Origin of the sequence: Kitasatospora sp. NPDC002965, from assembly GCF_040611255.1 — a bacterium.
In the GTDB taxonomy this organism is placed as follows: domain Bacteria; phylum Actinomycetota; class Actinomycetes; order Streptomycetales; family Streptomycetaceae; genus Kitasatospora.
The window spans coordinates 12,946-36,498 of sequence record NZ_JBEXNT010000017.1 but is presented as its reverse complement, the minus strand read 5'-3'; the positions used below and the strand labels follow the sequence as shown (position 1 = coordinate 36,498).

The following is a 23,553-nucleotide window of genomic DNA, read 5'->3' as shown; positions in this document are numbered from 1 at the left end:
GGTGCCGGCCCCCGAGGAAGCCTCCCCCTCCCCCCTCGCCGTTCACGCGGGCCAGGCGCTGTACACCCGGTCCTTCCTGCGGATCTACGACACCCTCGTCTACCGCGTCAACTCCCCGCTCACCTGGCGCTGCCCGAAGGAGCGCCTCGTCGCGCTCTACGACCGGCACGTCTCGGGCAACCACCTGGACGTCGGCGTCGCCTCCGGGGTGCTGCTCGACGAGTGCCGCTTCCCCGTCCCGGCGCCGGACCTCACGCTGATGGACCTCAACCCGTCGTCGCTGGCCGCGGCGGACCGGCGCCTGCGCCGCTACCGTCCGCGGCTCCACCGGGCCGACGTGCTGCGGCCGTGGGGACTGCCACACGGGTCGGTGGACTCCGTCGGCATGTGCCACCTGCTGCACTGCCTGCCGGGGACGCTCGCGGACAAGGCCGTGGTCCTCGAACACGCCAGGCGGGTGCTGAAGCCGGGCGGCACGCTGTTCGGCGCGACCATCCCGGGCTCGGGGGTCGACCACAACCGGTCGGCTCGGCTCCAGCTGGGCCTGGCCAACCGGCACGGGATCATGTCCAACCGGCTGGACCGACCGGAGGACCTCGATGCGGCCCTCGCCGCCGTCTTCCCCGAGCACGAAGTCGTGGTGACAGGCTCGGTGGCGCTCTTCTGGGCGCGAACGGGATAAAGAGGACGCAGCCCTGTGATCGACGGGGAAGGGCTGCCCGGCATTCGCCATGGCGGGACAATCCCCCGGCCCCGCCGAACCGTTGACCCACTGCAATGCCGCAGACATGCTTGTCGTGTAATTGTCAGTAAGGACTTGTCGAGACGGCATTGTATTCGCACGTGAGCTGGTGCGGGCACACTCGTTCCTGAGTGGCCCGAAGTGGACCACCGTGAGGGGGAAACTCGGTGTTCGGTCCAAATCGGACGAACGTGGCACGCACGCTCCAAACATCGAAGGACGACAGGCGCAACGGCGGCCGGTACCCCCCACCGCAGCGCCCCGGGAAACGGCCGGGACAAGCCCTCGCCTCCGAGAGGGGTTTGCCGATTTCCGACCGCGCTCCGGCCGGGGCCTCCGTACCACCCGGTGGAGCCCCCCAGTCCGGCCGGGTTCCGGCTCCCGGCGGACGGGAGCCGGCGGAGCGTGGCGAGCCGGCCGGAAGAAGACCCGGCGCAGCAGCAGATCCGGACACACCGCCCCAGGAACACGGACACTTCCACGACGCGTACGAGGCCGTGCGGATCCTCTCCGGCAAGTGGGTCTTCGCCGTGCTGATCCAGCTCGCCGGAGGGCCGCACTACCACAACGACCTGGCGCGTTCGACGGGCATGGCCGAGAACAAGCCCCTGGACCGCGCCCTGCGCCGCCTCCTGCACATGCGCCTGGTCGCCCGCACGGTACACAACGCCGGCGGCTCCGCACCCCGGGTGTCCTACCAGCTCACACCACGCGGCCATTCCGTGCTGCCGATCATCGACGAACTGGCGGGGTGGTGGCAGGCGACGGAACGTCCCGAGGGCTGAGGCCCGTGCTCCGCGCCAGGCCCCGGCACCGCACGGCGGCCGACAGCAGCCGGACGGACCACGGCCTCACCGCCGCCAGCGGTGAAGCCGTGGTCCCGGCGAGGACACGAGAGCGCGCACCAAACGGACCCGCCCTGCCGCGCAGCACCTCTCCGGGCATCGGCCACCCCGTCGACGGGCCCGGCCCCGGCCGTCGAGCCCTTCGACGCCATCGACAGCGGGTCCGTCGTCGCGCCCGGCCCGGAGCACCGGGGACGCGTGGTGCGGTTCCGCAGACTCCGGGCGGACCACGCCCGCATCGAACCGCCGCTCAGCCCTTCGCGAGCACGGCGTCGACGACCTCGTCCACGGTCATCTCGGAGGTGTCGAACCACCCGCCCTCGCCGTCGAGTTCGGCACGCAGCGCCTGCTCCAGGAACGACCAGCCGTCCGCCGGCACCCCGACCGGTCAGGCCGGCGGCTCGGAGGTCGGCCGAGTACCGGTGAGAGGGTGGGGCGGACCGCTCCCGACCCGCCCCGAGGGACCCGTCAGGCCGGTCGCTCAATCCTGAACGGGTTTGCAGTCGCTCCGACCCGGAAGTCGCTCAAGGTGGGCGGCAGCCGTTCCGGGCGAATCCGGTCCATCACAGTCCCGCCATCGGGATTCGACGGCATGCCGAGCGTGACGACGCGGCCGGTCCGCTTCTCTCCGATTTGCTGGACCGGCATCACGGACCGGCCCGGTGAGACGCCGGAGGCCGCCTGTAAGCCGCTCGGCCCCGTCAGTGCTCCCCTGTGACCAGAAATACGGTCGGGAGATTGTCGGACGATCGCAGGGATCTCGTCTCGCAGAGCGTCGCTTTCCGTCGGACAGGTATGCCAGTCGCGCCGCTGCTCATAGCAAGGGAGACTCGCATGTCGGCACCCACCGAGCCGGCGGCCCGCTGATTGAATGCCGAGCGGTCCGCTTTTCGTATCCACCCGGAAGGGGTCGTGGCTGTTGCCCGGCCGGCTGAGGTGGCGCGTGCGGCACGAAGTACGGCGGCGCCGCCGGTCAGTGCGCGGCGACCGCCGCGCGCAGCGCCGCGAGGACGCGGTCGGTGTCCGCGGCGGTGGTGCGCCAGTTACTGAAGGCCGCTCGAACGGCCGGCACCCCGTCCAACACCGTCGGCGTCAGGAACGCCTCCCCGGAGGCCGCGACGCGGCGCAGCAGTGCGTCGATGTCGTCCTGTGCGGGGTGGCCGGCGAGGGTGAAGCAGACGACGTTGAGGCGCACCGGTGCCAGCAGGCGAAATGCCGGTTCCGCGGCGAGGGCCGTGCCGAGTCGGGCCGCTTCGGTGCAGGTGCGCTCGACGATCTCGCGGTGTCCCGTGCGGCCGTAGGCGGTGAGGGCGAACCAGGCGGGCAGGGCGCGCAGCCGCCTGGAGTTCTCGGGGGCCAGGTGGACGGGGTCCGGGTCGGCGGTCGGGGCGCCGAGGTAGGGCGAGGTGTTGTGGAAGGCGGCGACTTGCAGGTCCTGGCGGCGGGTGAACTGCACGGCGGCGTCGTACGGGACGTTCAGCCACTTGTGGAGGTCGACGCAGACCGAGTCGGCCGCGTCCAGGGCGGCCACGAGGTGCTCGTGGGCCGGTGAGAGCGCTGCGAAAGCGCCGAACGCGGCGTCGACGTGCAGCCAGAACGGGTACTGCTCGCGCAGTGCGGCGATCGCCTGCAGATCGTCGAAGTCGACGGTGTTGACCGTGCCCGCGTTCGCGACGACCACGGCCGGGCGCCCCTCCAGCGCCGCCAGTTCATCGGCGAGCGCCCCCACGTCGACCGCCTCCCGGCCCTCCAGCGTCCGCACCCGCCGCAGCGCGCCCCGGCCGAGCCCGAGCACGGACAGTGCCTTGCCGATGCTCGAATGCGCGGCGCCCGACAGGACCTCGACCGGCCCGAGAGCGGCGAGGCCGTCCCGGGTGACGCTGACGCCGCGCTGCTCCCCCACCCACTCGCGGGCGACGGCGAGGCCGACGAGGTTCGACATGGTCGCGCCGCTGACGAAGACGCCCGTGTGGGCCTCGCTCAGTCCGAAGAGACCGCGCAGCCAGCCGACCGTCTCCTGCTCCAGGTCTGCTGCGGCCGAGCCGATGCGGTTGCTGACGTTCTGGTCGAAGGCGGACGTCAGCCAGTCGCCGGCGAGGGCCGCCGGGGTCGCGCCGCCCGTGACGAAGCCGAGGTAGCGCGGGCCGGCACTGCCGCTGAAGCCCGGCTCCCACCGCTCGGCGAACAGCTTCAACGCGCCGTCGGCGCCGCTGCCCTCCACCGGGAGCGGCAAGCCGGCACCGGTCGCCCCGTCACCGGCCCGCACCACGGGACGGTCCCCGATGCCGGCGAGCACGTGCGCGGCACGATCACTCACCGCGTCGAGGAGTTCGCGCAGGCGGTCGAGGTCTTCACCGAGTCGAGGATGCATACCCACAGCCTAGAGCCGGGCCCGCTCCCCCAACCAGCACTACGTCCCGCACGAAGGATCCTGACGACCCACCAGGCGAGGACCCTTCAGGACCTTCGCCGGACCGTGGCCGCAGGAACCCCGGGCGGGTAGGAGCCCGTGAGTCCTGCGGGCCCTTCACGGTCGTTGCCCACCGCCCCGAGCGTGACCTCGCCCGGTGCAACGCCAACCCGGTCGACCTGGACGCCAGGCGCCGGCTCGACTCGGTGGGCGAGTCCGTGCACGTCCCCGGGGCACACCCGCGGATCGACCGCACCCACCCGGAGCCTGACGCGGTCGCCGAGACCGATGTGGCGCACTTCGGGACCGGAACGGCTCCCCCGGGGGCGGGCCCTGTGGCGAGTCGGCGCCGACTCGCCACAGGGCCGGTGCGGGTGCGGGTGCCGGGGTCAGTAGACCAGGATGTCCCAGTGGTTGCCCTCGTTGCAGTACAGGTTGCCCGAGGCGGCCTTCCACTGCGGGTAGCCGTCGCCCCGGAGGCCGATGTAGGTGAAGCTGTTCTGGATGTAGCCGTCGATGCAGGAGTTGCGGGAGATGTCGACCTTGTAGCCGTTGTAGTGGCTGTAGGTTCCGGAGGCGTGGCCCACCTCGGTCCCGCCCGTGATGTTGATGGCGCAGCCGCTGGACTGCTTGAGGGTGATGATCGTGCTCACCGTGCCCGAGTTGATCTGTTCGAACGAGGTGCAGGTGGAGTTGGACCGGGTGGTACATCCGCCGCTGGAGCTCCAGGTGATGCCAGCGTTCCTGAACTGGCCGGCGGCCGTCGACTGCGACAGCTTGGTACCGCTGGCGCCGGCCGTGGGCGCCGACACGGCGAGGCCCGCGAGGGCCAGGGCTACGACGGTGGCTGCGGTGCGTGGTTTCATCTGCGTCTCCCGGTGAGGGTGGTGGACGCCGGACTCGGGCCCCGGATGCCGCCGACCGGACCCGCACCGGGCCGGGGTCCGGCGGGCGAGCGAGGTCTGGCAGGCAGGCAGGCGGGCGGCGGGACCGCCCGGGCAGCGGGACGCGCGAAGTTCGGCGTACGGGGAGCTGGGTGCGAAACGGTGCGGCATCAGGATGGCCCACCGCCGTCTATGCGAGTAGACCCCGGTCTGTGAATTTCGCGTGACGCCCCCGCATTCCGCGCCTCCGGTCGTGCCGGGCGGCGGGCGGGGTATGCCTGCTACTGCCCCCCGGCCCCGCCCGGCACGAAGGCCACACCCGCCGCACCCGACCATGGAGGTCCTTGTGAGCACCGTCCCCGCACGTGTCGTCGAGGCGGCCTTCCGCTGCTACCGGTCGCAGGACCGGGACGCGGCGCTGCCCCTGTACGCCGACGACTTCACCTTCACCAGCCCGCAGGACGACCACATCGACAAGGCCGCCTTCTTCGAGCGGTGTTTCCCCACCGCCGACCGCTTCCGGGAGCAGCGACTGCTGCACGTCACGCCCGCCGACGAGGAGCTGGTCCTGGTCCACTACGAGTACGAGCTCAGCGCCGGCGGCCGGTACCGCAACATAGAGGCGATCACGGTGCGCGGTGGCCTGATCCGTGAGGTGCAGGTCTTCTTCGGGGGCAGGGCGTAGACGAGGCCGGGACCGGGGGCGGGAACGGGCCGGGGACCTCGGGCGGGGCCGGGTGCGCGGCCCGGCCGGGGTCAGTGCACGAGGGTCTCGCGCAGGCGCCTGCGGTCCGGTTTGCCCGCCGAGGTGAGCGGGATCTCCGGCACCAGGTGCAGGGCCTCGGGGGCGAAGATGCGCCCCTTGTGGGCGGTGACGAACGCGCGGACGTCGTCGAGTTCCGGGAGCCGTCCCGGGACGGGGACGACGACGGCGTGGACGTGCTCGGTCTGCTGGGCGTCGCGCACGCCGAGGACGGCGCACCGGGCGACGGCCGGGTGGGTGAGGAGCAGGTCCTCGACCTCGGAGGGGTAGACGTGCCCACCGGTCACGATGATCTTGTCCGTGAGGCGGTCGGTCAGGTAGAGGAAGCCGTCTTGATCGAGGCAGCCGATGTCGCCGGTCCTCAGCCAGCCGTCGCGCATCACCTCGGCCGTGAGGTCGGGCCGCTTCCAGTACCCCGCCATGAGGGAGTGCGAGCGGACGTGGATCTCGCCCTGCTCGCCGGTCGGCACCTCCGTACCGCCCGCGGAGCGGATCACCACCTCGACGCCCGGCAGCGGGCGGCCGACGGGAAGCCGGCCGGCGTGCCCGGGCCGGTCGTGGTCCTCCGGGGACAGGACGGCGATGTTCTGCGCCTCGGACATCCCGTATCCGCTCGTCAGGATCGGCCCGAACACCCCGAACGCCTCGCGGATGCGCGTCGGGGAGGCGACGCATCCCCCGTACATCAGTCGTTCCAGGCTGGAAAGGTCGGTCGTGGTGATCGCCGGGTGGTCCAGCAGCCGGTGGAGCAGCGGCGGAAGGACCCACAGGTCGGTGATGCGCTCGCGCTCGACGGCGGCCAGCACCTCGCCGGCGTCGAAGGAGCGCTGGAGGACGACCGTGCCGCCGTGGTGGAGCGTCAGGTCGCTCAGCACGCCGGCGAGGTGGGCGAGGGCGGTGGCCGCGAGGAAGCGCGGCGCCGTACCGGCCGTGCCGAACGGAACGTCGAAGATCCTGCGGTAGGGACCGTGCAGGCTGAGAATGCCCTTCGGGATTCCGGTGGTGCCGCCGGTATGGCGGACACCCAGGTGGTCGTCCGGGCCGATCCGCACGGCCGGGGGCCGCGCGGGGCGGTGGGCGCAGGCAGCGATCACGTCCTCGCCGATCGTCTTCGGATCCGGCCCCGGGCCCAGGGTGAGGACGGTCGGCACGTCCGCCACCGCGAGCAGTTCCGCCGCGTCCGCGTGCCGTTCACCGTCCACGAGGAGGACGGCGGTGTCGACGCCGGCGACGATCCGGGCGAGGACGGGGGCGCTCATGCCGTCGTACAGGCCGACCACCCGGGCGCCCGCGATCCCGGCGGCGTAGCGGGCGCTGAGCGCCTCGGGGGTGTTGGCGGTGAGCAGGGAGACGGTCGAGCCGGGGGTGACGCCGCGGGCGATCAGCTCGTGGGCAAGGCGGTAGGTCGCGGCGGCGAACTCGCCTGCGGTGATCCCGGCGCCGTCGGCGGTGATGACGGCCGTCCGGTCGGGATCCCGGGACAGGGACCGCAGAATCAGGGCGGGGGCGCTGATGAACTCCGTGTCGCTCATGAGCACTTCTTCCTATGCGTCGGAAACCGCATCGACAGGGCCCCTCCATTCTGGGCACGAAGTACCGGGTCGGGGGCCCGAACGGGGCAGCGGGCCGAAACACATCCGCGGCGGCGGTGGCGGCCCGGCCCTTGCCGCGGAGCGGGCGCCGCACCTCCTAGCCCCCGGCCGGGAGAACAGCGGCCGCCCGCCGTTGCTGAAACCCCGAAGGGTCCGGGATCGAGGGCGTGCGAGATGTCGAGCGAATTCCTCACCGGCCGTTTGACGAGCCGTACGTGAATCCGCACGGTGCCCCGGGCGGGAGCCGTAGAGTCGCGGGGTGGAGTCCTGCCCCGATCATTACTCTGTCGTGCCGACGTGCTTCGACTGCTGCCGCACGGCGTTGATTGCCGTGCCGTCCGACGTCGAAGAGCTCACTCGGCTCGACCCGGACGCCTTCGCCGCATTCGCCGGCTCACACCGGGCCTGGGTGGAGAATCTCCTGCTGGCCGAGTGCGCCCACCGGCCGATGGTGGCGTGGTCCCGGTCTGACAGCCCTCCGCTTGTCGTGCAGTGGGCGGTACGGGCCACCCCGGCGGTCGCCGCCGCGCTGCCGGTTCCTTCGGCGGTCGCCGTCGGGCTCACCCGGGCGTATCAGCAGCGCGAGGGCGATCGCGGCCATGCGCTGTGGATCTCCCGTCTGCCGCTGCGCATCGATTCCGACGTGGACCAGCGGCTTGCCGGGCTGTGGTGCGATCTGGCGCTCCTGGCCGGCGAACAGGACCCGGTGGCGGAGTCCGGACTGCGCACGCGCGTGGACAGGCGGGCTCGCCCGACGGTGTGGGCGCGCTCGCTGGAGTGGCTCCTGCTCTGGGGGAGGCAGTTGAGGAGTCTTGACGTGGCATTCACCCTCGCGCTCGCCGGCAAGCACCCCACCGTCCGACAGGCGGTCAGCCGCTGTGCCCGCAGTCCGGTCCTCGGCGTCCAGCTACGTGCCGCCGGGCTGCAGGCCGCGATGAAGTCCGCACGGCCGCTGGAGGATCGGCTACTCGACATCGTCTCCGCCTCGGTCGACGACCGCCGGAGCGACTTCCCGCGACCGCTGGGCGCTCCGTCGTCCACCTGGCTCGCCGACCACGGCCTGGAGGGACTCGTGCGGGGTGCCGCCCGCCGCGCGGTTGCCGACTTCGCCGGTTCCATCGGTGATCTCGGTGCCGCCGAGGAAGAGCATCTGACCGCCACACTGCTCGCCGGCCTCGTCCGCGAGTTCACGGCCCTGCCCTCCCTCACACGGCTCGCCGCGGTGCCCGGCCCGCATCTGCGGGTCGGGCACCGCACCGTGACCAAGAAGGAGGAACGGACCAACGGTGCCGACATCGGCGTCGTCGTCGACATACGCGTACCCGGCCGACTCCAGCTGCGGACGGGAGACCTGATCCAGGTGAAGAAGTCCACCGCGCTGACACCAGGCCGCGGCCGCACCGGGCGCGAGGACACCTGGACCGTCAAACGCCGTCAGCTCCATGACCTGTTGGAGCACAGCGCCAGCGCCGTGTACTGGCTGATCCGGGGCACCGGTGATGTTCTCGTGGTTCCGGCGAAGTTCCTCGCCGCCGTCGAGGGCGCCGCAGCACTCCCCTCCTCCAAGCAGTTCACCGTCGGCCACACCGCCGTCCGGCACACAGCGGTACCCATGGAGCAGTACCTTCCCGATCTGGTCGTGGGCCTGTGGCTCGGCAGCAGCAGTGACCGGACGCTCCAGGCGGCGCAGGGCACCGGAAGGACCACACGACCCCGGTTCGCTCTGACGATCGACGTCGTCCTGGAGCCCGGGGAGGGGTGAGCAGCCCGACCTCCGCTCACTGTCCTGGGGCACCTCCGGGCAGTACGGACGGCGCATGAACGGAGAACCCCGCCGCCGCAGGGTGAGACGCCGGTGGATACACGCCAGGGAGCCGTTGCCGTATCGATCTTGGTGGACTCCGGTTCGACCGGACAACCGGGCCGGGTGATCGTGCCCGTCCGTCGGGACCTCGCCGATCGTGAGGTCGCCCCGGGTGGTGGCGGCGTCGCCGAAGAGCAGGTCGAGGGAGTGTCGGGCCGGCCGGTCACGCAGGCCCCGATCTGGGACCTCGGTGCGCCGGCGGGCAGCACCCGGTGAAGGATCCGCGGCGTCGGCGGCGCGATGCGACCAGCACGCTCAAAGGGTCCACCTGCTCCGTATTGGACCTGTTCGCCGGGCCGTGACGGCAGCAGGGTGGGCCCATGATCCGTTGCCCCCACAGCGTTCCCTCGGCGCGCGTGAAGCATCCCGCTGAGCCAAGACCCGACAAGGAGCCCTCATGACCGGACTCGCCGTACTCGTCCTGTGGATCGTCCTCGTTGTCTGGGCGCTGGAGCGCAACCACCGACGCCGGGCCGGCCCGCCCCCCTCGCGGAACGGCACCGCAGGTGTCCGCGACCGGGACGCCGAACGTGTCCGGGCCGAGCTTCGCGTCGCGGCCGACCGGGCCGACCGGGCCGACCGGGCCGACCGGCGGCCGTTCCCGTAGACACGGGCAGTAGGCGTCGTGGGTGCTTCGCGCGCAGCGCCTGCAACCCGGACGACCATGGCGTCCGGGCTCCGGCTGAACGGGTGCCTCTGCGCGGGGACTTCGCGCGTTCGGCCGACCGCTCCGGTGATTGCCGTCCCGGCAGCCCCGCAGGTCCTCGGGTGACACGTGGCCGTCACCACGGGCCCAGGGCCGGAGCGGTGGTCCATGGCGACCACTCCAGCCGGCCCGATCTCCCGGCCCGGGGCCGAGCGCCCCGTCCGCGGTCATGCCCCGCGAACGGTCCGGCCCCGACCCGAGCCTCCGGGAGCCACCGGCTCCGGCGGGTGCCGGGAAACGGCCGGTGAATCCGCGCTTCCGCCGCGGGGCCGGGCGCGTGGCGGGGGCGTGGGAGCCGGTGGATCGGCCACGGAATTGGCTGCAAACCGTGCAGACGCCGGTGCGGAAGAGGATCTACCGTTTCCCGCCGAGGGGGCCGCTTCCACCTGCCCCCTCGAGTTCGGGGACCGGATTTCGCACCACTCGATCTGCCCTACGGAGGAGAACTCGACATGTCCGTGAAGAAGACAGCATCACGCCTCGCCGTCGTCGGCGCCACCGCCGCGCTCGCGTTCGGCGGCCTGGGCGGCCAGGCCAACGCCAGCTTCGTCAACATCGACAGCTGGAACTCGTACACCTGCGCCTCGCAGGGCGGCTACTACTGCCTCTGGTACGGCCCCAACCGTGGCGGCGGATTCTGGACCAGCCACGTCATCGCCACTCCCACGATCAGCGGGAACTTCACCGACGGCAACCCCGTGCGGAACAACGCCGCCTCCGCCGAGAACGCGAGCGCCTGCAACGTCGGCATCTGGGTCTACCCCAACTACATGGGCGACGAGAACTGGCTGAGCCCCAACAGGGGCGGCAACCTCACCCCGCTGCTCAGGAACAACGAGGCGTCGATGGCCCTCGACGACGCCTCGCGCGCCTTCTGCCCCACCGTCTGACGGTCCGTCCCGTGACCAGGGCCTGCCCGTCGGCACGAACACCGGTGGGCAGGCCACCTCGCGAACCCGAAGGAGAACGGCCGTGACTGCCGCAGCGAGAGTCCACAGGGGGCGACTCCTGACCCCGGTGCTGATCGCCCTGGCGGTAGGCGGCTGCTCCGCCGGCCAGGCCGCGCCGCCGCCCGCCCCGGCGTCCCCGCCCGCGGTGGTGGCGACTCCCACGCCCGGGCCCTCGCAGGTCGCCGAACTCCGGCTGCCGATCGCGGAGTACATGCTGACGCCCCAGCAGGCGGCCGAACTGAAGTGGTTGAACACCAAGAAGGTCGCCATCTGCATGAAGCAGTACGGCTTCGACCTGCCGATGACGCCGGGTCCGGTCGTCTCGGCCTCCGACTCCCTCCTGTTCCGTCGCTACGGTCTGACCGATCCGGCGAGCGTCAGCATCTGGGGCTATCACCTGCCCAAACGTGACACCGCTACTCCGCGGGCCACGCTCTCCCCGGCGGAAAACGCGCTGCTGCTCGGCCGGGACGCCACCGGCAAGCCGCTGACCAGCTCGAACGGCCAGGCGGTGCCGGCCGGAGGCTGTCAGGGCAAGGTGAACACCGATCTCCAGTCGCTCCAGCCCGGTGGACAGGGCTCGGGCAGCGGCGCGTCCCAGCTCGCCGCACAGACCAAGGCCGAGAGCTTCTCCCGCTCGATGACCGATCCGCGGGTGAAGGAGGTCTTCGCGCGCTGGTCGGAGTGCATGCGCGCCGACGGGTTCAGTGCACCGAACCCGGTCGAGGCCGGAGGGGATCTACCGTCCGTGAAGCAACCCGAGCCGGACGCCGCGGAGATCCGCATGGCGCAGACCGATGTGGAGTGCAAGGCGCGCACCAACCTGGTCGGGATCTGGTTCGCCGTCGAAGCCGACTACCAGACGGCCGCGATCGCCCAGCAGCCACAGGCGTTCGCGGCGCTCAAGGCCGAGCGTGACGCGCAGGCAGCCCAGCTCGCGCAGCAGATCGCCGGGCTTCGCGGCAGCTGAGCGTGGGAACCGCCGCACGGGCGTCCCCGTCGTTCCGTCAACCGCCTCGTGCCGTCGTGCGACAGCTTCTCTGCACCAAGGTGGTGCGTGCCGGTTCCGGGCAACCCCGGATCACGCCGCGGCTGCGGGAGAACCGCAGGCCGCGGCGTGACCGATGAGCCCCGGACGAGCGTCAGAGCGGCTTGATGCGGGCCTTGAGCAGGCAGAACTCATTGCCTTCAGGGTCGGCCAGGACATGCCAGTGCTCGTCCCCGGTCTGGCCGATGTCGGCCCGGCGGGCACCGAGCTCCAGAAGGCGTTCGAGCTCGGCGTCCTGGTCGCGGTCGGTGGGGTTGAGGTCAATGTGCAGCCGGGACTTCCCCGGCTCCGGCTCGTCCCGGACGCTGAAGAAGATCGTGGGCTGCGGACCGCCGAACCCTTCCGGCGTCCCGATCTCCACGCAGCCCTCCTCGCGGCCGACCACGACGTAGCCCAGGACCTCGCACCAGAACCGCGCCAACAGTTCGGGATCGCGGCAACCGAGCACCAGCTCACCGATACGACATGCCATGACGAAACCTGCTCTCAGTCGGCGGGCACCCGGGGCCACGTGCGCGCCTCATGGCCTCCCAGCAGCGAAAACAACTCCGCGACCGTACCGGACGAGGCGAGCATGGAAAAGATCTTTTCCATGCCGAGAGCCTGCCGGGCGGCCGGACACGGAAGTTGGCCGGGCAGTCGACGTCGAGGGATGGTGCGGGTGGGGCTGCAACACCACCGTGGTGCCGGCCGGTGCCGTTCCGGGAAAGACTGAGTCCATGAGAGACATCGTTTTCACGCGCAGGAGCGGCTGGATCCCGAACGTCGTCCGCGAGGACGGCGAGCTGAAGCTGATGCTCGGCGCCGGGGCCGACGCCAACCACGAGCCTCGCACGTTCACGTTCTCGATCGGCGAAGCCCATCTTGCGGTGATCCGGGAGGACCTGGCCAGACACCTGCTGCTGTGGAGTGCGGCCCTCCCGCTGTGCGACGACGCCGGAACCCGGGGCCGGCTCGACGAGATCGCCGCCGTCGCGCTCCTGGACCCGATCCTCCTCGGCGCGCCTGCGGACGTCGACGCACTCTTCCAACGCATCCGGTGGGACAGGAGCCGGCTCATCGCCCACGGGGCCGACATCGGTCTCCTGGAGCGCGGTCAGGTATGCGCGGCGATGCGCGCGGCGACGGAGACGTCGAACGGCAAGCGGGCCCAGGAGTACCACGCGGACCGCCGTCGCGCCGAGCGCGGGGCGGTACTCGGTCCACTCGACACCGCGATCCTGAGGTACACGGGCCAGTACCTGCACGGCGGAACCGTTCCCCGACGGATGCCCGATGCCGTCGAACCCGCGCTGCTGCCCGAGGTCCTGCGGGTGATCGCCACCGCGGAGCAGGCGTGCGCCGCGCTGCGGATCGGCCGCGATCCGCGACGGGGACACCGCGCCACCGACAAGCACGACTGGCGTCGGATGGAGACCACGGTCGAAACGGCCGTACGCCGCGCACACCCTGAACTGGTCGACGACGCGGTGCGCACCGTGAGCTTCCTGATGTGCTCGGAGGCCGCGGACCTCGCCAGGAACACCCCCGTGGAGGATGACGCCGAGGGCGCCGACCACCGCGCCGACCTCGACGGGGGTGCGAGGACGGACGGGGGTGCGAGGAAGACGGTCCTGTCGTTCACCGACGACAAGGGCGCCGAGAAGAAGTGGCGGCAGGACAGCCCCCGTACTGCCACCGCGGAGTTCTGGGAGTTCGTCGGCGACCGCTCGGCCACGGACAACGAGGTGTTCACCATCGAGGACGAGGAGATGGGCGAAGGGATCCAGCTCCACTTCTACGCGGACTCCGTCGCCCGGGTCACGACGCTGCGCGAGGGGGAAGGCGGGTCGGATCCGGAGTACCGGGTCGAGTACGGCCTGGTCGACGGGATCGGCGGGTACCGGAAGCTGGTGAGCACCTTCGTCCGCGGCGGCTGCGCCGCACTCGAACAGCACGGTCCCTGGATGTCGGACGTCGCCGAGTTCGAGCGCGCGCGTCGGCGACGCGACGCCCGGTAGTCCCGGCCGCAGCCCGCGAACGCGCCGCCGGAAGAACCTTCAGGAGCAGAGGACGACCGGGCCGCGCCCGGGCGGTCGGAGCCGCAGGGCCGGTCGGCGGCAGGACGCAGGCGCGGGGTGGCCGGAACCCGGCGACCACGGCTGCGGCGCGGCAGTGCAGCGGCCGGCCCGGACGGCGAGCAGCGCGGGAGTGGGACGCTCCCGGCGGCGCAGGCGCAGACACGACGGTCGGCTCCGGAGGTCCTTCGGGGGTTGACGCCGGAGCAGCTGCGAACAGTGGCCCGACCGAGGGTCGCGTCGACGATGCCGGGGATCGTGCCCGGCGATGCGGCGGCTGTCGGCGTCTCGGCCGGGCCCGCAGTCATGCGTGCACTGGGCTGTGAACTCTTCGTCGGGCGGGCGCGCCGCCCGTCACCGCAGGTGTTCGAATGCCTGGTCGGCGTCGGCCAGGGCTTCGGTGTGGACGTCGCGCGCGGTTCGACCGTCAGCGATCTTCTGCCAGTTGGTCCGGGCGAGCACCCGTTGGACTGCGAGTACCTGGGCAGCGCACAGGCGTGCCCGGATGCCTTCGCCGAGTGCGTCCGCCAGTGCTTCCTCGTCTTCGAGCTGGTAGCGCGTGAGCCGTGCCGCCAGGCTCGGTGTGGTGAACACCAGCCGATGGAACGCCACCACCTCGGGGTGGTCGTTGAGGCCGGTGACGGGGTCGAACCGATCGAGGCCGGCCCGGAAGTGGCGGTGCAGCGCAGGCACCGGCTCGATGCCGGACCCGCGGTCACGGACGACGCGCGCCGCCTCGCCCTGGTGGTCCGCGAACCGGTGCAGCACCAGGTCCTCCTTGGTGGGGAAGTACCGGAAGAGGGTCGGCTTGGAGATCTCGACTGCCGCGGCGATGTCGCTGACCGAGACGCGGTCGAAGCCGCGCTCCAGGAACAGCGAGATGGACGCGTCGGCGATGGCATCGCGCGTCCGCGCCTTCTTGCGGGCCCGCAGTCCCGTCGGCTCGTTCATCCGACCACCGTAACATTCATAACTGAGTTGCTTTTTTAACCGAGTAACGTTTTTATGGGCGGCATGAGTCAGACAGACATTCCTCCCGTGCTCGTCACCGGGGCGACGGGCCGGATCGGCCGCGTCGTCATCGACCAACTCCTCGACGCGGGCGTACCGGTCCGCGCCCTCACCCGCCGCCCCGAGGCCGCGGCGACGCTACCGGCGGCGGTCGAGGTCTTCACCGGCGACCTCACCGCGCCCGAGACACTCGACCCGGCGTTGAACGGTGCCGGCGCGGTCTTCCTCGTCTGGACCGCCCCGCCCCGGACCACCGAGGCCGTCGTCGAGCGGCTGGCGGCCCACGTGCGGCGGGTCGTCTTCCTCTCCTCGCCGCACCGGACACCGCACCCCCTCTTCCAGCAGCCCAATCCCGTCGCAGCGATGCACGCCGACATCGAGCGGCTCATCGCGGCCACCGGACTCGAATCGACGGTCATCCGGCCGGGCATGCTCGCATCGAACGCACCGGCCTGGTGGGCGCCCGCGATCCGGGCCGGCGGCGTCGTCCGGTGGCCTTACGGCGCCGCCGAGTCGGCACCGGTCGACGACCGCGACGTCGCAGCCGTCGCGGCGCGGACACTCCACCGGGACGGACACGTCGGAGGCGACTACGTCCTGACGGGTCCCGAGTCGCTGACCCAGGCCGCACAGGTGGGCCTCATCGGCGACACCCTCGGGCGAAAGATCGACTTCGAGGAGATCACGCCGGACGAGTTCCGAAGCCTGTGGAAGGGTACGGCGCCCGGCCCGGTCGTCGACATGCTGCTCGCCGCGTGGAGCGCGGCAGTCGGACAGCCCGCGTACGTCACCACCGCGGTGGCCGACATCCTGGGGACGCCTCCGCGAACGTTTCGCCAGTGGGCCGCCGACCACGCCACCGCGTTCACACAGGGTTCGTAGCCTCGCCGACCGCGCCCGACCGCAGTTCTCGGACCGGCTCCGCACCGGCCTCGCACCAGCCCCGCACCGGCTCCGCACCGGCCTCGTCTCCGGGGCCGCCGGGTGGGAACCGATACCTGACCGCACCTGGGGAAAAGATCTTGGCCGCTGACAGGGCTGTTCCGCGTGGCCCGCACCGGCGCCAGGGCGGGAGCAGCAGGACGAGTGCGGTGGGGAGCCGTGTGGGAGCGGCACGTGCGACTGCGGCCTCGTTGCCGAACCGGGTGCTCGGTCCGGACGGGGGAACTGCGGGCCCGGACGGGATCCGCGAAGCCTGAACGCACTGGAAGCCGTCACCCTGTGGGTGACGGCTTTCCCGCGTTCTGTCGCACTGTCGGACCGGGGTGAAGGTCACCGGGCCGCAGGCGGCCCGTCCGGGCCAGGGGGTGACGCCGGGGTCAGGTGTCGGCGGTGGGCGGCTGTCCGGCGTCGTGGCGAAGCTGTTCGTTGATGCGCAGGGCTTCTTCGAGTTGGTCTTCGAGGACGATGATGCGGCAGGCGGCCTCGATGGCGGTGCCCTGGTCGACGAGGTCGCGGGCGCGCATGGCGATGCGTAGTTGGTAGCGGGAGTAGCGGCGGTGGCCGCCGTCGGAGCGTAGCGGGGTGATGAGGCCCTGGTCGCCGAGGGTGCGCAGGAAGCCGGCCGTGGTTCCGGTCATGGCGGCGGCGCGGCCCATGGTGTAGGCGGGGTAGTCGTCGTCGTCGAAGCTGCTGGGGGTGGGGGGCGTGTCGGTCGTCGTAGTCACTGCACCTCTCTTGGTTCCTGGGGAACGCGTCGAGGGGCCCCGTCGCCGTTGCGGCTCCGGGGCCCCGAAGGGGAACAACACCATCTACCGGCCTGGGCCGGTCCTCTGTTTCCGCACTGCCCCGGGGGATGGGGCGTGCGGGGATCGCGTATGCGTGACCGGAAACCACCGTCCTTCGTAGCTGGGGGGTCTGCGGTGTCCGCCCGGACTGAACTGCTGCCTCACGGGCCGGGCGATCCTGATGGCGCTTGCGCCCTCCGTTCTTCCTCTGCGTCACTGACATTCCTGCGCACTGCGGTTTCACACGGGTACTGCTGGTACTGCGCACTGCTTCGGCAGCCCTTGACTGCCGCCCGGTCCGGCTGCCGGCTCCATCGCCCGTCCTGCTCACGAGCTCGGCGTGGAACCCCGCTGTCCGGACCTCCCCGGCACGCGCGCCCGCAGTCCGGCGCCTTTGCTGGGGTACTGCGTCTGCCGGCGGCGGTACCGCCTGGTGGTGGCCCCTGATCACTGCGGGCCACCGGGCCCGGCCACCGGTCCTGTCGCCGCACTGCACTTCCTTGGCTTCAGGGCCCCGCAACCGTGCCGACCTGCGAACTTCCGTCACGCTTCCCGCCAGTTCGTGTCTGGCGGGTACCTCTCGACTGCTGGCTACGAGAGAAACACTAACCACAGCCGACATCAATGTCTACTCCCGCCAGAACAGATTTTTCCGTGTCCGAGGGGAAGGTAGTCTCCGGCCCGAACAGGGACGGACAGACGCCCCGCCCCGGCGCCGCAGGGGTTCCAGGAAGCGGGAGGGAAGACGCCCGATGACGGAAGGGGCACCGCCGGCGGGTGCCCGTCCCCGGGACCGCCCCTCACACCCCGCGCACGAGGGAGTCCCTGCCGGCGGCCCGCCGAAGCCGTGTGGGCGGCATGGGACCGGCGCACCGACGGGCGGGCGCCCGAGACGGTGACCCGTCCGTGCGGCGGGGAGGCGGATCGCAGCGGCGGGGAGGCGAATCGCAGTGGCGGCACGGGGATCAGGCGGAGAGAGGGACGCCGTCAGTCGAGAATCGCGCGCATCTTGCCCTGGAGGTAGTCCCCGGCGCGTACCGGACTGTAGGGCCTGCGGCCGAGTGGTGCCGGCAGCGAGGTGATCCCGGTGTCGGGCGCGCAGGCGTGGAAGTACACCAGCGAGGTGAGTTCCTCCTGCGGCGCCTCGGGGGGCGGGGGCAGGACGCGGTGGCGGCCGGAGCGCCAGCGGTCTCCGCTCCAGCGGGCCATGAGGTCACCGATGTTGACGGTGTAGGCGCCCGGCTCGTAGGGGGCATCCTGCCAGCCCGCCTCCTCGTCGTGGACCTGGAGGCCGCCCTTGCCGGGCTGCCGGTTCAGAAGGGTGACGAGACCGAAGTCGGTGTGCGGTCCGACGCGGAACTGGCCGGGTGCGGCGGTGCCGGTTTCGTGGGCCGCCGGGTACCAGTTGATGGTGAAGTCCCAGTGCGGGCGAGCGGTGTGACGGGTGAAGAAGTCGGCCGGCCGGCGCAGCGCCGTCGCCATGATGGCGAGGAGCGTGTCGGCCAGGGTGCGCATCCGGGCGGTGTATGCCGTGACGAGCGGGTGCAGGGTGGGGACTTCGTCGGGCCAGTGGCCGGGTGTCTGCTGCGGGACGCCGGGGCGTGCGGAGGAGTCGACGGCGCACGACCAGACCTCCAGCAGGTCCGGCGGGGTGAGGGTGCCCTCGGACCTGGCGGTGGTCACCCGTTCCCGGCCGATCCAGCCGCGCCGGTTCTGGTCGTAGGGCCTCTTGACGGGCTGGGGCAAGTGGAAGAAGTCGTTCGCCGCGGCGCGTACGCGGCCCGGGAGTTCCGGTTCGATGCCGTGCCCGGTCACCAGGAGGAAGCCGCTGGACTGCAGGGAGCGGTCGACCCGGGCGGCGAGCCGCTCCCGGTCCGCGCTGTGGTCGGACGTCCAGCGGCTGAGGTCGATGAGGGGAATCGGGGTAGTGGCCACGGGCGGATCCTCCGTGAGGTCGATGGACGGGGCAGGGGTGTCAGTGGGGCCGGGGGCCGTCGGTGGGAGCGGGCGTTTCCGGTGCGGCCCGGGGCCGGGGCCTCGGCGCACGCGCCGACCAAGGCCGCCGCCCACCGGACGGACGGCGACCCGGTCACCATCCAGGTCCCTCCCGCTACGGCTCAAGCCGTACGCTTGAAAACGGGACCATCCGGCGAGGAACCGAGGTGTACCGGTGGATCGCGACACCGTCGACGAGCTCGACCAGCACCTGCTCCGGGCTCTCCAACTCGACGGCCGCGCGCCCTTCAGCCGCATCGCGCGAGACCGCGAGGTGTCCGAACGCACCGTTGCCCGTCGCTACCGGCGACTACGCGGCCTCGGCCTGCGCATCATCGGCCGGCCCGTCTCCTCCCGTCTGGGCCTGAGCCGCTGGCTGTTGCGACTGCACTGCGCCCCGGACGCCGCCGGAACCGTCGCCGGAGCCCTCGCCCGCCGTTCCGACACCAGCTGGGTCACCATCGCCTCGGACGGCACCGAGCTCTACTGCGCGCTCGACGCCCGTTCGGCTGACGAACTCAACGCACTGCTCCTGGAGAAGCTCCCCCGCACCCCGCGGGTGCTCTCCGTCAGCGCGCACTGCATGATGCGCGTCTTCCTCGGGGCGACGAGCACCTGGCACGCGACCCGGTTCGGGCCACAGGGCACCGCGGCCGCGGTGCCCTCCCCTGCGCCCTCCGCCACCCCGCTCGACCTGGACACAACCGATCACATCCTGTTCAGGGAGCTGGCCCGCGACGGCCGCGCGTCGCTGCCCGAGCTCGCCGCGGCCGCCCGCCGCTCCCCCTCCAGCATCCAACGCCACCTCGACCGCCTCCGCGGCGCGGGCGCCCTGAACCTCTCGGTCGACTTCGACCCGCGGCTCCTCGGCTACCGGACGGCCACCCGCATCTGGCTGAACGTCGCGCCGGCGCACCTGCGCATCGTGGGGGAAACCCTCGCCACCCATGCGCAGATCGCTTTCGCCGCGGCCACCACCGGCACGTCCAACCTGGTCGCCAGCGGCATCTTCCGCGACCCGGCCGACCTGTACGACTACATCGACCGGCGCATCAGCCCACTCCCCGGGGTCCGGCACATCGAGACCGCCGTGACCCTGTGGGAAGTCAAGCGCCTCGCCCCCGTCCCGACTTGAGCGCGCCGTCCGCGCCGCCGCCCGGTTCGTCCGGGTGGGGTTGCAGTTGCGTCTCCGTTCCGTTTCGGCGTGGGTACGAATTGAGCAGTGGTCCGGGATGGTGGAGGCAACTACTCGCGCGACGGGGGAAGTTGCCATGGGAGACGGTCTGGGGCCGGAAGCGGCCGTGGTGGCGGCGCTGCTCGGCGACGGAGCGCATCAGGCGGTGGCGGACGTGGTGCGGGCCCGGCTGCGGATGATGCCCGAGGGGTCGCAGGCGCTCGCCGCCGCCGCGGCGGACCCGCAGGACCCGAAGGCGCGAACGCTGCTGACCGCGGCCGTCGCCCGACTGCTGGCCGCCGACGTGGCGTTCGCGCAGTACCTGGCCACCACGGAACTCGGGAAGCCCTCCGAGTCACCCTCCGGCCCGCAGACCGTCCAGCTGCGGACGGGTAGGGCCGGCGCACCACCGGCGAAGAACCCCGGCACCGTGCAACTGCGGACCGGACCCCGGCCAGAGGGCCCCGCCACCGTTCAGCTGCGGATGGGCCCGGACGCCGCCCGTGCCCGGCTGCTCGCCGGGCGGCGGAGCAGCGCCGGCATCGTGGTGGCGCTCGCCCTGGTCCTGATCACCTCTCTGGTGGCGCTCGGCATCCACCTGAGTTCGCGCCCGCTGCTGAAGCCCGGTGGGCCCGGCCTGGCACACGCCGCGCAGCCGCTTCGGGACCCGTCGCTGCTCCGAGCGGTGCTGCCCGGCGAGGGCGCGATGCCGATCGGCTGGCGGGTGCAGCGAGCGCCGGAGTCGGGGACGGGTCCCGGGAGCGGGACGGGCGTGGGCACCGCCGGCCCGCTCCCCTGCCTGCCTCCGGACGCCTGCGACCACCAACTCGCCTACGCCACGGTAACGTTCGCCTCGGCCTCGGCGCAGACCGTCGAGTTCACCGCGACCGCCTTCACCTCCCCCGAGACCGCCGCCCGCGCCTTCGACGCCATGCTCGAAAGCACCCCCGGCGAGCAGCCGACGGCGGCCGTCCCCCGGAGCGGCGACCAGAGCGCCATCCGCATCCAGGGCGGCGGCGCGGCGGTCGCGCTGGTCCGGGTCGGCAGCACGCTGCTCCTCGTGCGCGGCCAGGGGCCCGGCGCCGGCCTCACCGCGCCCGGATTCACCCTCCTCACCCAGCTGTTCGCCGAACGCGCCCGGCAGGCGCAGGACGGCCTCACCCCCGACACCTCCGCCCGGGGGACGGCCGGCTGAGGCCCGGCCCGGCGGTCAGGGCTTGCCGACTTCGCGGTGCGTCTACCGCAAGATAACCTGCCGCGGGGACGCAAGAGCAGCCGCCCGGTCCGCCCCGCCCGGCCGAAGGCGCTCACGGGAGACCCAGCTGCGCGGCCGCGCGCGGCGTACCGGACCGGGACAATCGGGGCATCGGACGGGCACGTAGACTTGCCGCTCGTGGTGGATACCCAGTACGAAGACCTGTTGAAGCACGTGCTCACCGCCGGGACGGCCAAGACCGACCGGACGGGCACCGGTACCCGGAGCGTCTTCGGGCACCAACTGCGCTACGACCTCACCCAGGGGTTCCCGCTGGTCACCACCAAGAAGGTGCACCTGAAGTCCGTGGTGTACGAGCTCCTGTGGTTCCTGCGCGGCGACTCCAACGTCGGCTGGCTGCGCGAGCACGGCGTGACCATCTGGGACGAGTGGGCCGACCGCGACGGTGATCTCGGTCCCGTCTACGGCGTGCAGTGGCGCAGCTGGCCGAGCCCCGACGGTCGGCACATCGACCAGATCGGCCGGGTCCTCGACACCCTGCGCAGCGACCCGGACTCCCGCCGGATGATCGTCTCGGCCTGGAACGTCGGCGAGCTGGACGCGATGGCGCTCGCCCCGTGCCACGCGCTGTTCCAGTTCTACGTGGCCGACGGCAGGCTCTCCTGCCAGCTCTACCAGCGCAGTGCCGACCTGTTCCTCGGGGTTCCGTTCAACATCGCGAGCTACGCCCTGCTGACCCACATGGTCGCCCAGCAGGCGGGCCTCGCGCCGGGGGAGTTCATCTGGACCGGCGGTGACTGCCACATCTACGACAACCACGTGGAGCAGGTGACCGAACAGCTCACCCGCACGCCGTTCGGCTTCCCCGCGCTGCGCCTTCGGCAGGCCGAGTCGCTCTTCGACTACGCCTACTCCGACGTGGACGTGGTCGACTACCGGCACCACCCGGCCATCAAGGCACCGGTCGCGGTATGAGGATCGGACTGATCTGGGCCCAGACCCCGGACGGCGTGATCGGCGCGGACAACACGATGCCTTGGCACCTGCCCGAGGACCTCGAACACTTCAAGGCGACCACTCTCGGGCACCCCGTGGTGATGGGCCGCCGCACCTGGGAGTCGCTCCCGCCGCGGTTCCGCCCGCTCCCCGGCCGGCGCAACATCGTGGTCACCCGCGACCCGCAGTGGGCCTCGGACGGCGCCGACCGCGCCGGCTCCCTCGACGAGGCCCTGCGACTGGCCGCCGAGACGGCCGGGGCGGGCCCGGCCGCCGAGGCCTGGGTGATCGGCGGCGGGCAGCTCTACCGCTCGGCCGTCGACCGGGCCGACACCCTCTCGGTGACCGAGATCGACCTGTCTGTCGAGGGCGACACCCACGCCCCGGCCGTCGGTCCCGCGTGGGCCGTCACCGAGGACCTCGGCCCGCGGACCTCGACGTCCGGCCTGCGCTACCGCATCCGCACCTACGCGCGCCGCGGCACCGCGGGCTGACCGCCCGGCGGCCGGCCGCGCGGCACGCCCCGACGGTTCGCCGTCCGTGCCCGCTCGTCCCGTTCATGCCTGCTCATGCCTGCTCATGCCTGCCGGCGTCTGCCCGTGCCCGCCCGCGCCCGTCAGCCGATCTCGGCCCGCCAGCCGTCGACGACGGCGACCAGGAGCACGTCGACGACCGCTCCCCCGCAGTCCGCCGTGCCCGGCTGGTCCAGCGACCTGCGGACCTCGGCGGCCGGCGCCTCCGGGAGGAGGAGCGCGGCGCCCGCCCGCGCAACGGCCGCCGCAGCCGCTTCCCGGCGCCGGACGGTCCACTCCCCGAAGTCCTCCGCCGTGGCCGGCGAGGCGGTGGCGGGCAGGTCGAACCCCGCGCGGCGCCCGCCCGCGAGTACGACCTCCAGAACCAAGTGCCCTCCCAGCGCCCTCACGAAGGCGAGCACCGCACCCGCGGACGTCTCCCGGCCCGTCTCCAACGCCGCCACCACCTGCGCGTCCACGCCCATGGCGCGGGCGAGGTCCGGGACGCCGGTGCCGGTCAGGCGGCGCAGTCCGGCGAGGATCCGACCGCGGTTCTCCGCGACCAGGCGATCCGCCGCCCGGACGACCCGCTCCGCGTCGCCCGGTCGCGGGTGGAACTCCGCGAGGAACTCGGCGTCGTCGCCGTAGCTCCCGGGCTCCGTCATCGGTTCGTCCGCTCCTCCGTCCGCCGGAGGTACCGGCGGTAGCGCTCCTCCGCCAGCGGGATCGCCGTGCGGTACCAGGACTGCCAGCGGCCCCGCTTGTCACCGGCGACCAGGACCACGATACGGCGCCCCGGGTCCAGGACGAACAGGAGCCTGACCTCGGTGCCGCCCGACGACCCGGGCCGCAGCTCCTTGAGGTTGGGAATCCCCGAGTGCCGGATCCGGTCCACCAGGGGCCGGCCGAGAGCGGGGCCCACGCGGCGCAGGGCGGTGATCGCGGCGGCGACCTGGTCGAGCGACGCCCGGTCGGTGCGCCGCAGCCCGTGCAGCCACTCCCTGACCTCGGGCTCCAGGACCAGACGGTATGTATACGGCTCATTCGACAACAAGTGTCGT

At 72.2% G+C, this 23,553-nt stretch carries 24 protein-coding genes; 14 read left to right on the top strand and 10 right to left on the bottom strand.

Annotation, left to right across the window (positions count from 1 at the left end):
- Position 1: 1 nt before the first annotated feature.
- Positions 2 to 682 (top strand): class I SAM-dependent methyltransferase, encoded by a 681-nt coding sequence (locus ABZY91_RS10230; RefSeq protein ID WP_355401299.1) that lies wholly within the window; start codon positions 2 to 4, stop codon positions 680 to 682.
- Positions 683 to 1,239: 557 nt separating this feature from the next.
- Positions 1,240 to 1,527 (top strand): helix-turn-helix domain-containing protein, encoded by a 288-nt coding sequence (locus ABZY91_RS10225; RefSeq protein WP_329881578.1) that lies wholly within the window; start codon positions 1,240 to 1,242, stop codon positions 1,525 to 1,527.
- Positions 1,528 to 1,837: 310 nt separating this feature from the next.
- Here the strand turns inward: ABZY91_RS10225 and ABZY91_RS10220 are convergent, their stop codons facing one another.
- From ABZY91_RS10220 to ABZY91_RS10210, 3 genes are all read right to left on the bottom strand, one after another.
- Positions 1,838 to 1,966 carry a hypothetical protein gene (locus tag ABZY91_RS10220; protein ID WP_355401297.1) on the bottom strand — a complete coding sequence of 43 codons (129 nt, stop codon included), beginning with the start codon at positions 1,964 to 1,966 and terminating at the stop codon, positions 1,838 to 1,840.
- A gap of 594 nt (positions 1,967 to 2,560) precedes the next feature.
- A complete protein-coding gene (locus ABZY91_RS10215; protein ID WP_355401295.1) occupies positions 2,561 to 3,958 on the bottom strand; it encodes a pyridoxal-dependent decarboxylase in 1,398 nt (465 codons plus the stop codon).
- A 428-nt stretch (positions 3,959 to 4,386) separates the two neighbouring features.
- Positions 4,387 to 4,863, bottom strand: coding sequence for a hypothetical protein (locus ABZY91_RS10210; protein WP_355401293.1), 477 nt, complete (start codon positions 4,861 to 4,863; stop codon positions 4,387 to 4,389).
- A 364-nt stretch (positions 4,864 to 5,227) separates the two neighbouring features.
- Here ABZY91_RS10210 and ABZY91_RS10205 point away from each other — a divergent pair, with 364 nt between their 5' ends.
- On the top strand, positions 5,228 to 5,566 hold the full coding sequence (locus ABZY91_RS10205) for a nuclear transport factor 2 family protein (RefSeq protein WP_355401292.1): 339 nt from the start codon (positions 5,228 to 5,230) through the stop codon (positions 5,564 to 5,566).
- A 71-nt stretch (positions 5,567 to 5,637) separates the two neighbouring features.
- Here ABZY91_RS10205 and ABZY91_RS10200 read toward each other — a convergent pair whose 3' ends face one another.
- A complete protein-coding gene (locus ABZY91_RS10200; protein ID WP_355401290.1) occupies positions 5,638 to 7,176 on the bottom strand; it encodes an AMP-binding protein in 1,539 nt (512 codons plus the stop codon).
- 319 nt (positions 7,177 to 7,495) lie between these two features.
- Here ABZY91_RS10200 and ABZY91_RS10195 point away from each other — a divergent pair, with 319 nt between their 5' ends.
- The 5 genes from ABZY91_RS10195 to ABZY91_RS10175 all read left to right on the top strand — a co-directional run bounded on the left by ABZY91_RS10195 (position 7,496) and on the right by ABZY91_RS10175 (position 11,726).
- A complete protein-coding gene (locus ABZY91_RS10195) occupies positions 7,496 to 8,998 on the top strand; it encodes a hypothetical protein (RefSeq protein WP_355401288.1) in 1,503 nt (500 codons plus the stop codon).
- Positions 8,999 to 9,163: 165 nt separating this feature from the next.
- Positions 9,164 to 9,316 carry a hypothetical protein gene (locus ABZY91_RS10190; RefSeq protein ID WP_355401286.1) on the top strand — a complete coding sequence of 51 codons (153 nt, stop codon included), beginning with the start codon at positions 9,164 to 9,166 and terminating at the stop codon, positions 9,314 to 9,316.
- 181 nt (positions 9,317 to 9,497) lie between these two features.
- Positions 9,498 to 9,707 carry a hypothetical protein gene (locus ABZY91_RS10185; protein WP_355401284.1) on the top strand — a complete coding sequence of 70 codons (210 nt, stop codon included), beginning with the start codon at positions 9,498 to 9,500 and terminating at the stop codon, positions 9,705 to 9,707.
- A gap of 551 nt (positions 9,708 to 10,258) precedes the next feature.
- Positions 10,259 to 10,696: a peptidase inhibitor family I36 protein gene (locus tag ABZY91_RS10180; RefSeq protein ID WP_355401282.1), complete on the top strand. Its 438-nt coding sequence runs from the start codon at positions 10,259 to 10,261 to the stop codon at positions 10,694 to 10,696.
- Between the two features lie 82 nt (positions 10,697 to 10,778).
- Positions 10,779 to 11,726 carry a hypothetical protein gene (locus tag ABZY91_RS10175; protein ID WP_355401280.1) on the top strand — a complete coding sequence of 316 codons (948 nt, stop codon included), beginning with the start codon at positions 10,779 to 10,781 and terminating at the stop codon, positions 11,724 to 11,726.
- Between the two features lie 172 nt (positions 11,727 to 11,898).
- Here ABZY91_RS10175 and ABZY91_RS10170 read toward each other — a convergent pair whose 3' ends face one another.
- Positions 11,899 to 12,276 (bottom strand): VOC family protein, encoded by a 378-nt coding sequence (locus ABZY91_RS10170; RefSeq protein ID WP_355401279.1) that lies wholly within the window; start codon positions 12,274 to 12,276, stop codon positions 11,899 to 11,901.
- Positions 12,277 to 12,523: 247 nt separating this feature from the next.
- Between ABZY91_RS10170 and ABZY91_RS10165 the strand changes: the two genes are divergently transcribed.
- The gene (locus ABZY91_RS10165; protein ID WP_355401277.1) at positions 12,524 to 13,804 is read left to right on the top strand and encodes a DUF6357 family protein; all 1,281 of its coding nucleotides are present in this window, start codon (positions 12,524 to 12,526) and stop codon (positions 13,802 to 13,804) included.
- 411 nt (positions 13,805 to 14,215) lie between these two features.
- On the opposite strand, the gene ABZY91_RS10160 is transcribed toward ABZY91_RS10165, so the two are convergent.
- The gene (locus ABZY91_RS10160; RefSeq protein WP_329950666.1) at positions 14,216 to 14,812 is read right to left on the bottom strand and encodes a TetR family transcriptional regulator; all 597 of its coding nucleotides are present in this window, start codon (positions 14,810 to 14,812) and stop codon (positions 14,216 to 14,218) included.
- 63 nt (positions 14,813 to 14,875) lie between these two features.
- Between ABZY91_RS10160 and ABZY91_RS10155 the strand changes: the two genes are divergently transcribed.
- The gene (locus tag ABZY91_RS10155; RefSeq protein WP_355401275.1) at positions 14,876 to 15,754 is read left to right on the top strand and encodes an NAD(P)H-binding protein; all 879 of its coding nucleotides are present in this window, start codon (positions 14,876 to 14,878) and stop codon (positions 15,752 to 15,754) included.
- Between the two features lie 437 nt (positions 15,755 to 16,191).
- On the opposite strand, the gene ABZY91_RS10150 is transcribed toward ABZY91_RS10155, so the two are convergent.
- Positions 16,192 to 16,470 carry a MerR family transcriptional regulator gene (locus ABZY91_RS10150; RefSeq protein WP_329950677.1) on the bottom strand — a complete coding sequence of 93 codons (279 nt, stop codon included), beginning with the start codon at positions 16,468 to 16,470 and terminating at the stop codon, positions 16,192 to 16,194.
- 1,116 nt (positions 16,471 to 17,586) lie between these two features.
- Positions 17,587 to 18,534, bottom strand: a complete 948-nt coding sequence (locus tag ABZY91_RS10145) for a 2-oxoglutarate and iron-dependent oxygenase domain-containing protein (RefSeq protein WP_355401273.1) — start codon at positions 18,532 to 18,534, stop codon at positions 17,587 to 17,589.
- A 235-nt stretch (positions 18,535 to 18,769) separates the two neighbouring features.
- Here ABZY91_RS10145 and ABZY91_RS10140 point away from each other — a divergent pair, with 235 nt between their 5' ends.
- The 4 genes from ABZY91_RS10140 (at position 18,770) to ABZY91_RS10125 (ending at position 22,474) form a co-directional block, all read left to right on the top strand.
- On the top strand, positions 18,770 to 19,729 hold the full coding sequence (locus ABZY91_RS10140) for an AsnC family transcriptional regulator (protein ID WP_355401271.1): 960 nt from the start codon (positions 18,770 to 18,772) through the stop codon (positions 19,727 to 19,729).
- Positions 19,730 to 19,865: 136 nt separating this feature from the next.
- Positions 19,866 to 20,963 (top strand): hypothetical protein, encoded by a 1,098-nt coding sequence (locus ABZY91_RS10135; RefSeq protein WP_355401269.1) that lies wholly within the window; start codon positions 19,866 to 19,868, stop codon positions 20,961 to 20,963.
- Positions 20,964 to 21,161: 198 nt separating this feature from the next.
- The gene (locus ABZY91_RS10130) at positions 21,162 to 21,959 is read left to right on the top strand and encodes a thymidylate synthase (RefSeq protein ID WP_355401267.1); all 798 of its coding nucleotides are present in this window, start codon (positions 21,162 to 21,164) and stop codon (positions 21,957 to 21,959) included.
- Positions 21,956 to 22,474: a dihydrofolate reductase gene (locus ABZY91_RS10125; RefSeq protein ID WP_355401265.1), complete on the top strand. Its 519-nt coding sequence runs from the start codon at positions 21,956 to 21,958 to the stop codon at positions 22,472 to 22,474. The genes ABZY91_RS10130 and ABZY91_RS10125 overlap by 4 nt, the downstream gene beginning before the upstream one ends.
- Before the next feature lie 122 nt (positions 22,475 to 22,596).
- On the opposite strand, the gene ABZY91_RS10120 is transcribed toward ABZY91_RS10125, so the two are convergent.
- Together ABZY91_RS10120 and ABZY91_RS10115 are read right to left on the bottom strand one after the other, a co-directional pair.
- Positions 22,597 to 23,157, bottom strand: coding sequence for a hypothetical protein (locus ABZY91_RS10120; RefSeq protein WP_355401263.1), 561 nt, complete (start codon positions 23,155 to 23,157; stop codon positions 22,597 to 22,599).
- Positions 23,154 to 23,543 carry a type II toxin-antitoxin system RelE/ParE family toxin gene (locus ABZY91_RS10115; protein WP_355401261.1) on the bottom strand — a complete coding sequence of 130 codons (390 nt, stop codon included), beginning with the start codon at positions 23,541 to 23,543 and terminating at the stop codon, positions 23,154 to 23,156. Before ABZY91_RS10115 ends, ABZY91_RS10120 begins: the two co-directional genes overlap by 4 nt.
- Positions 23,544 to 23,553: the final 10 nt, after the last annotated feature.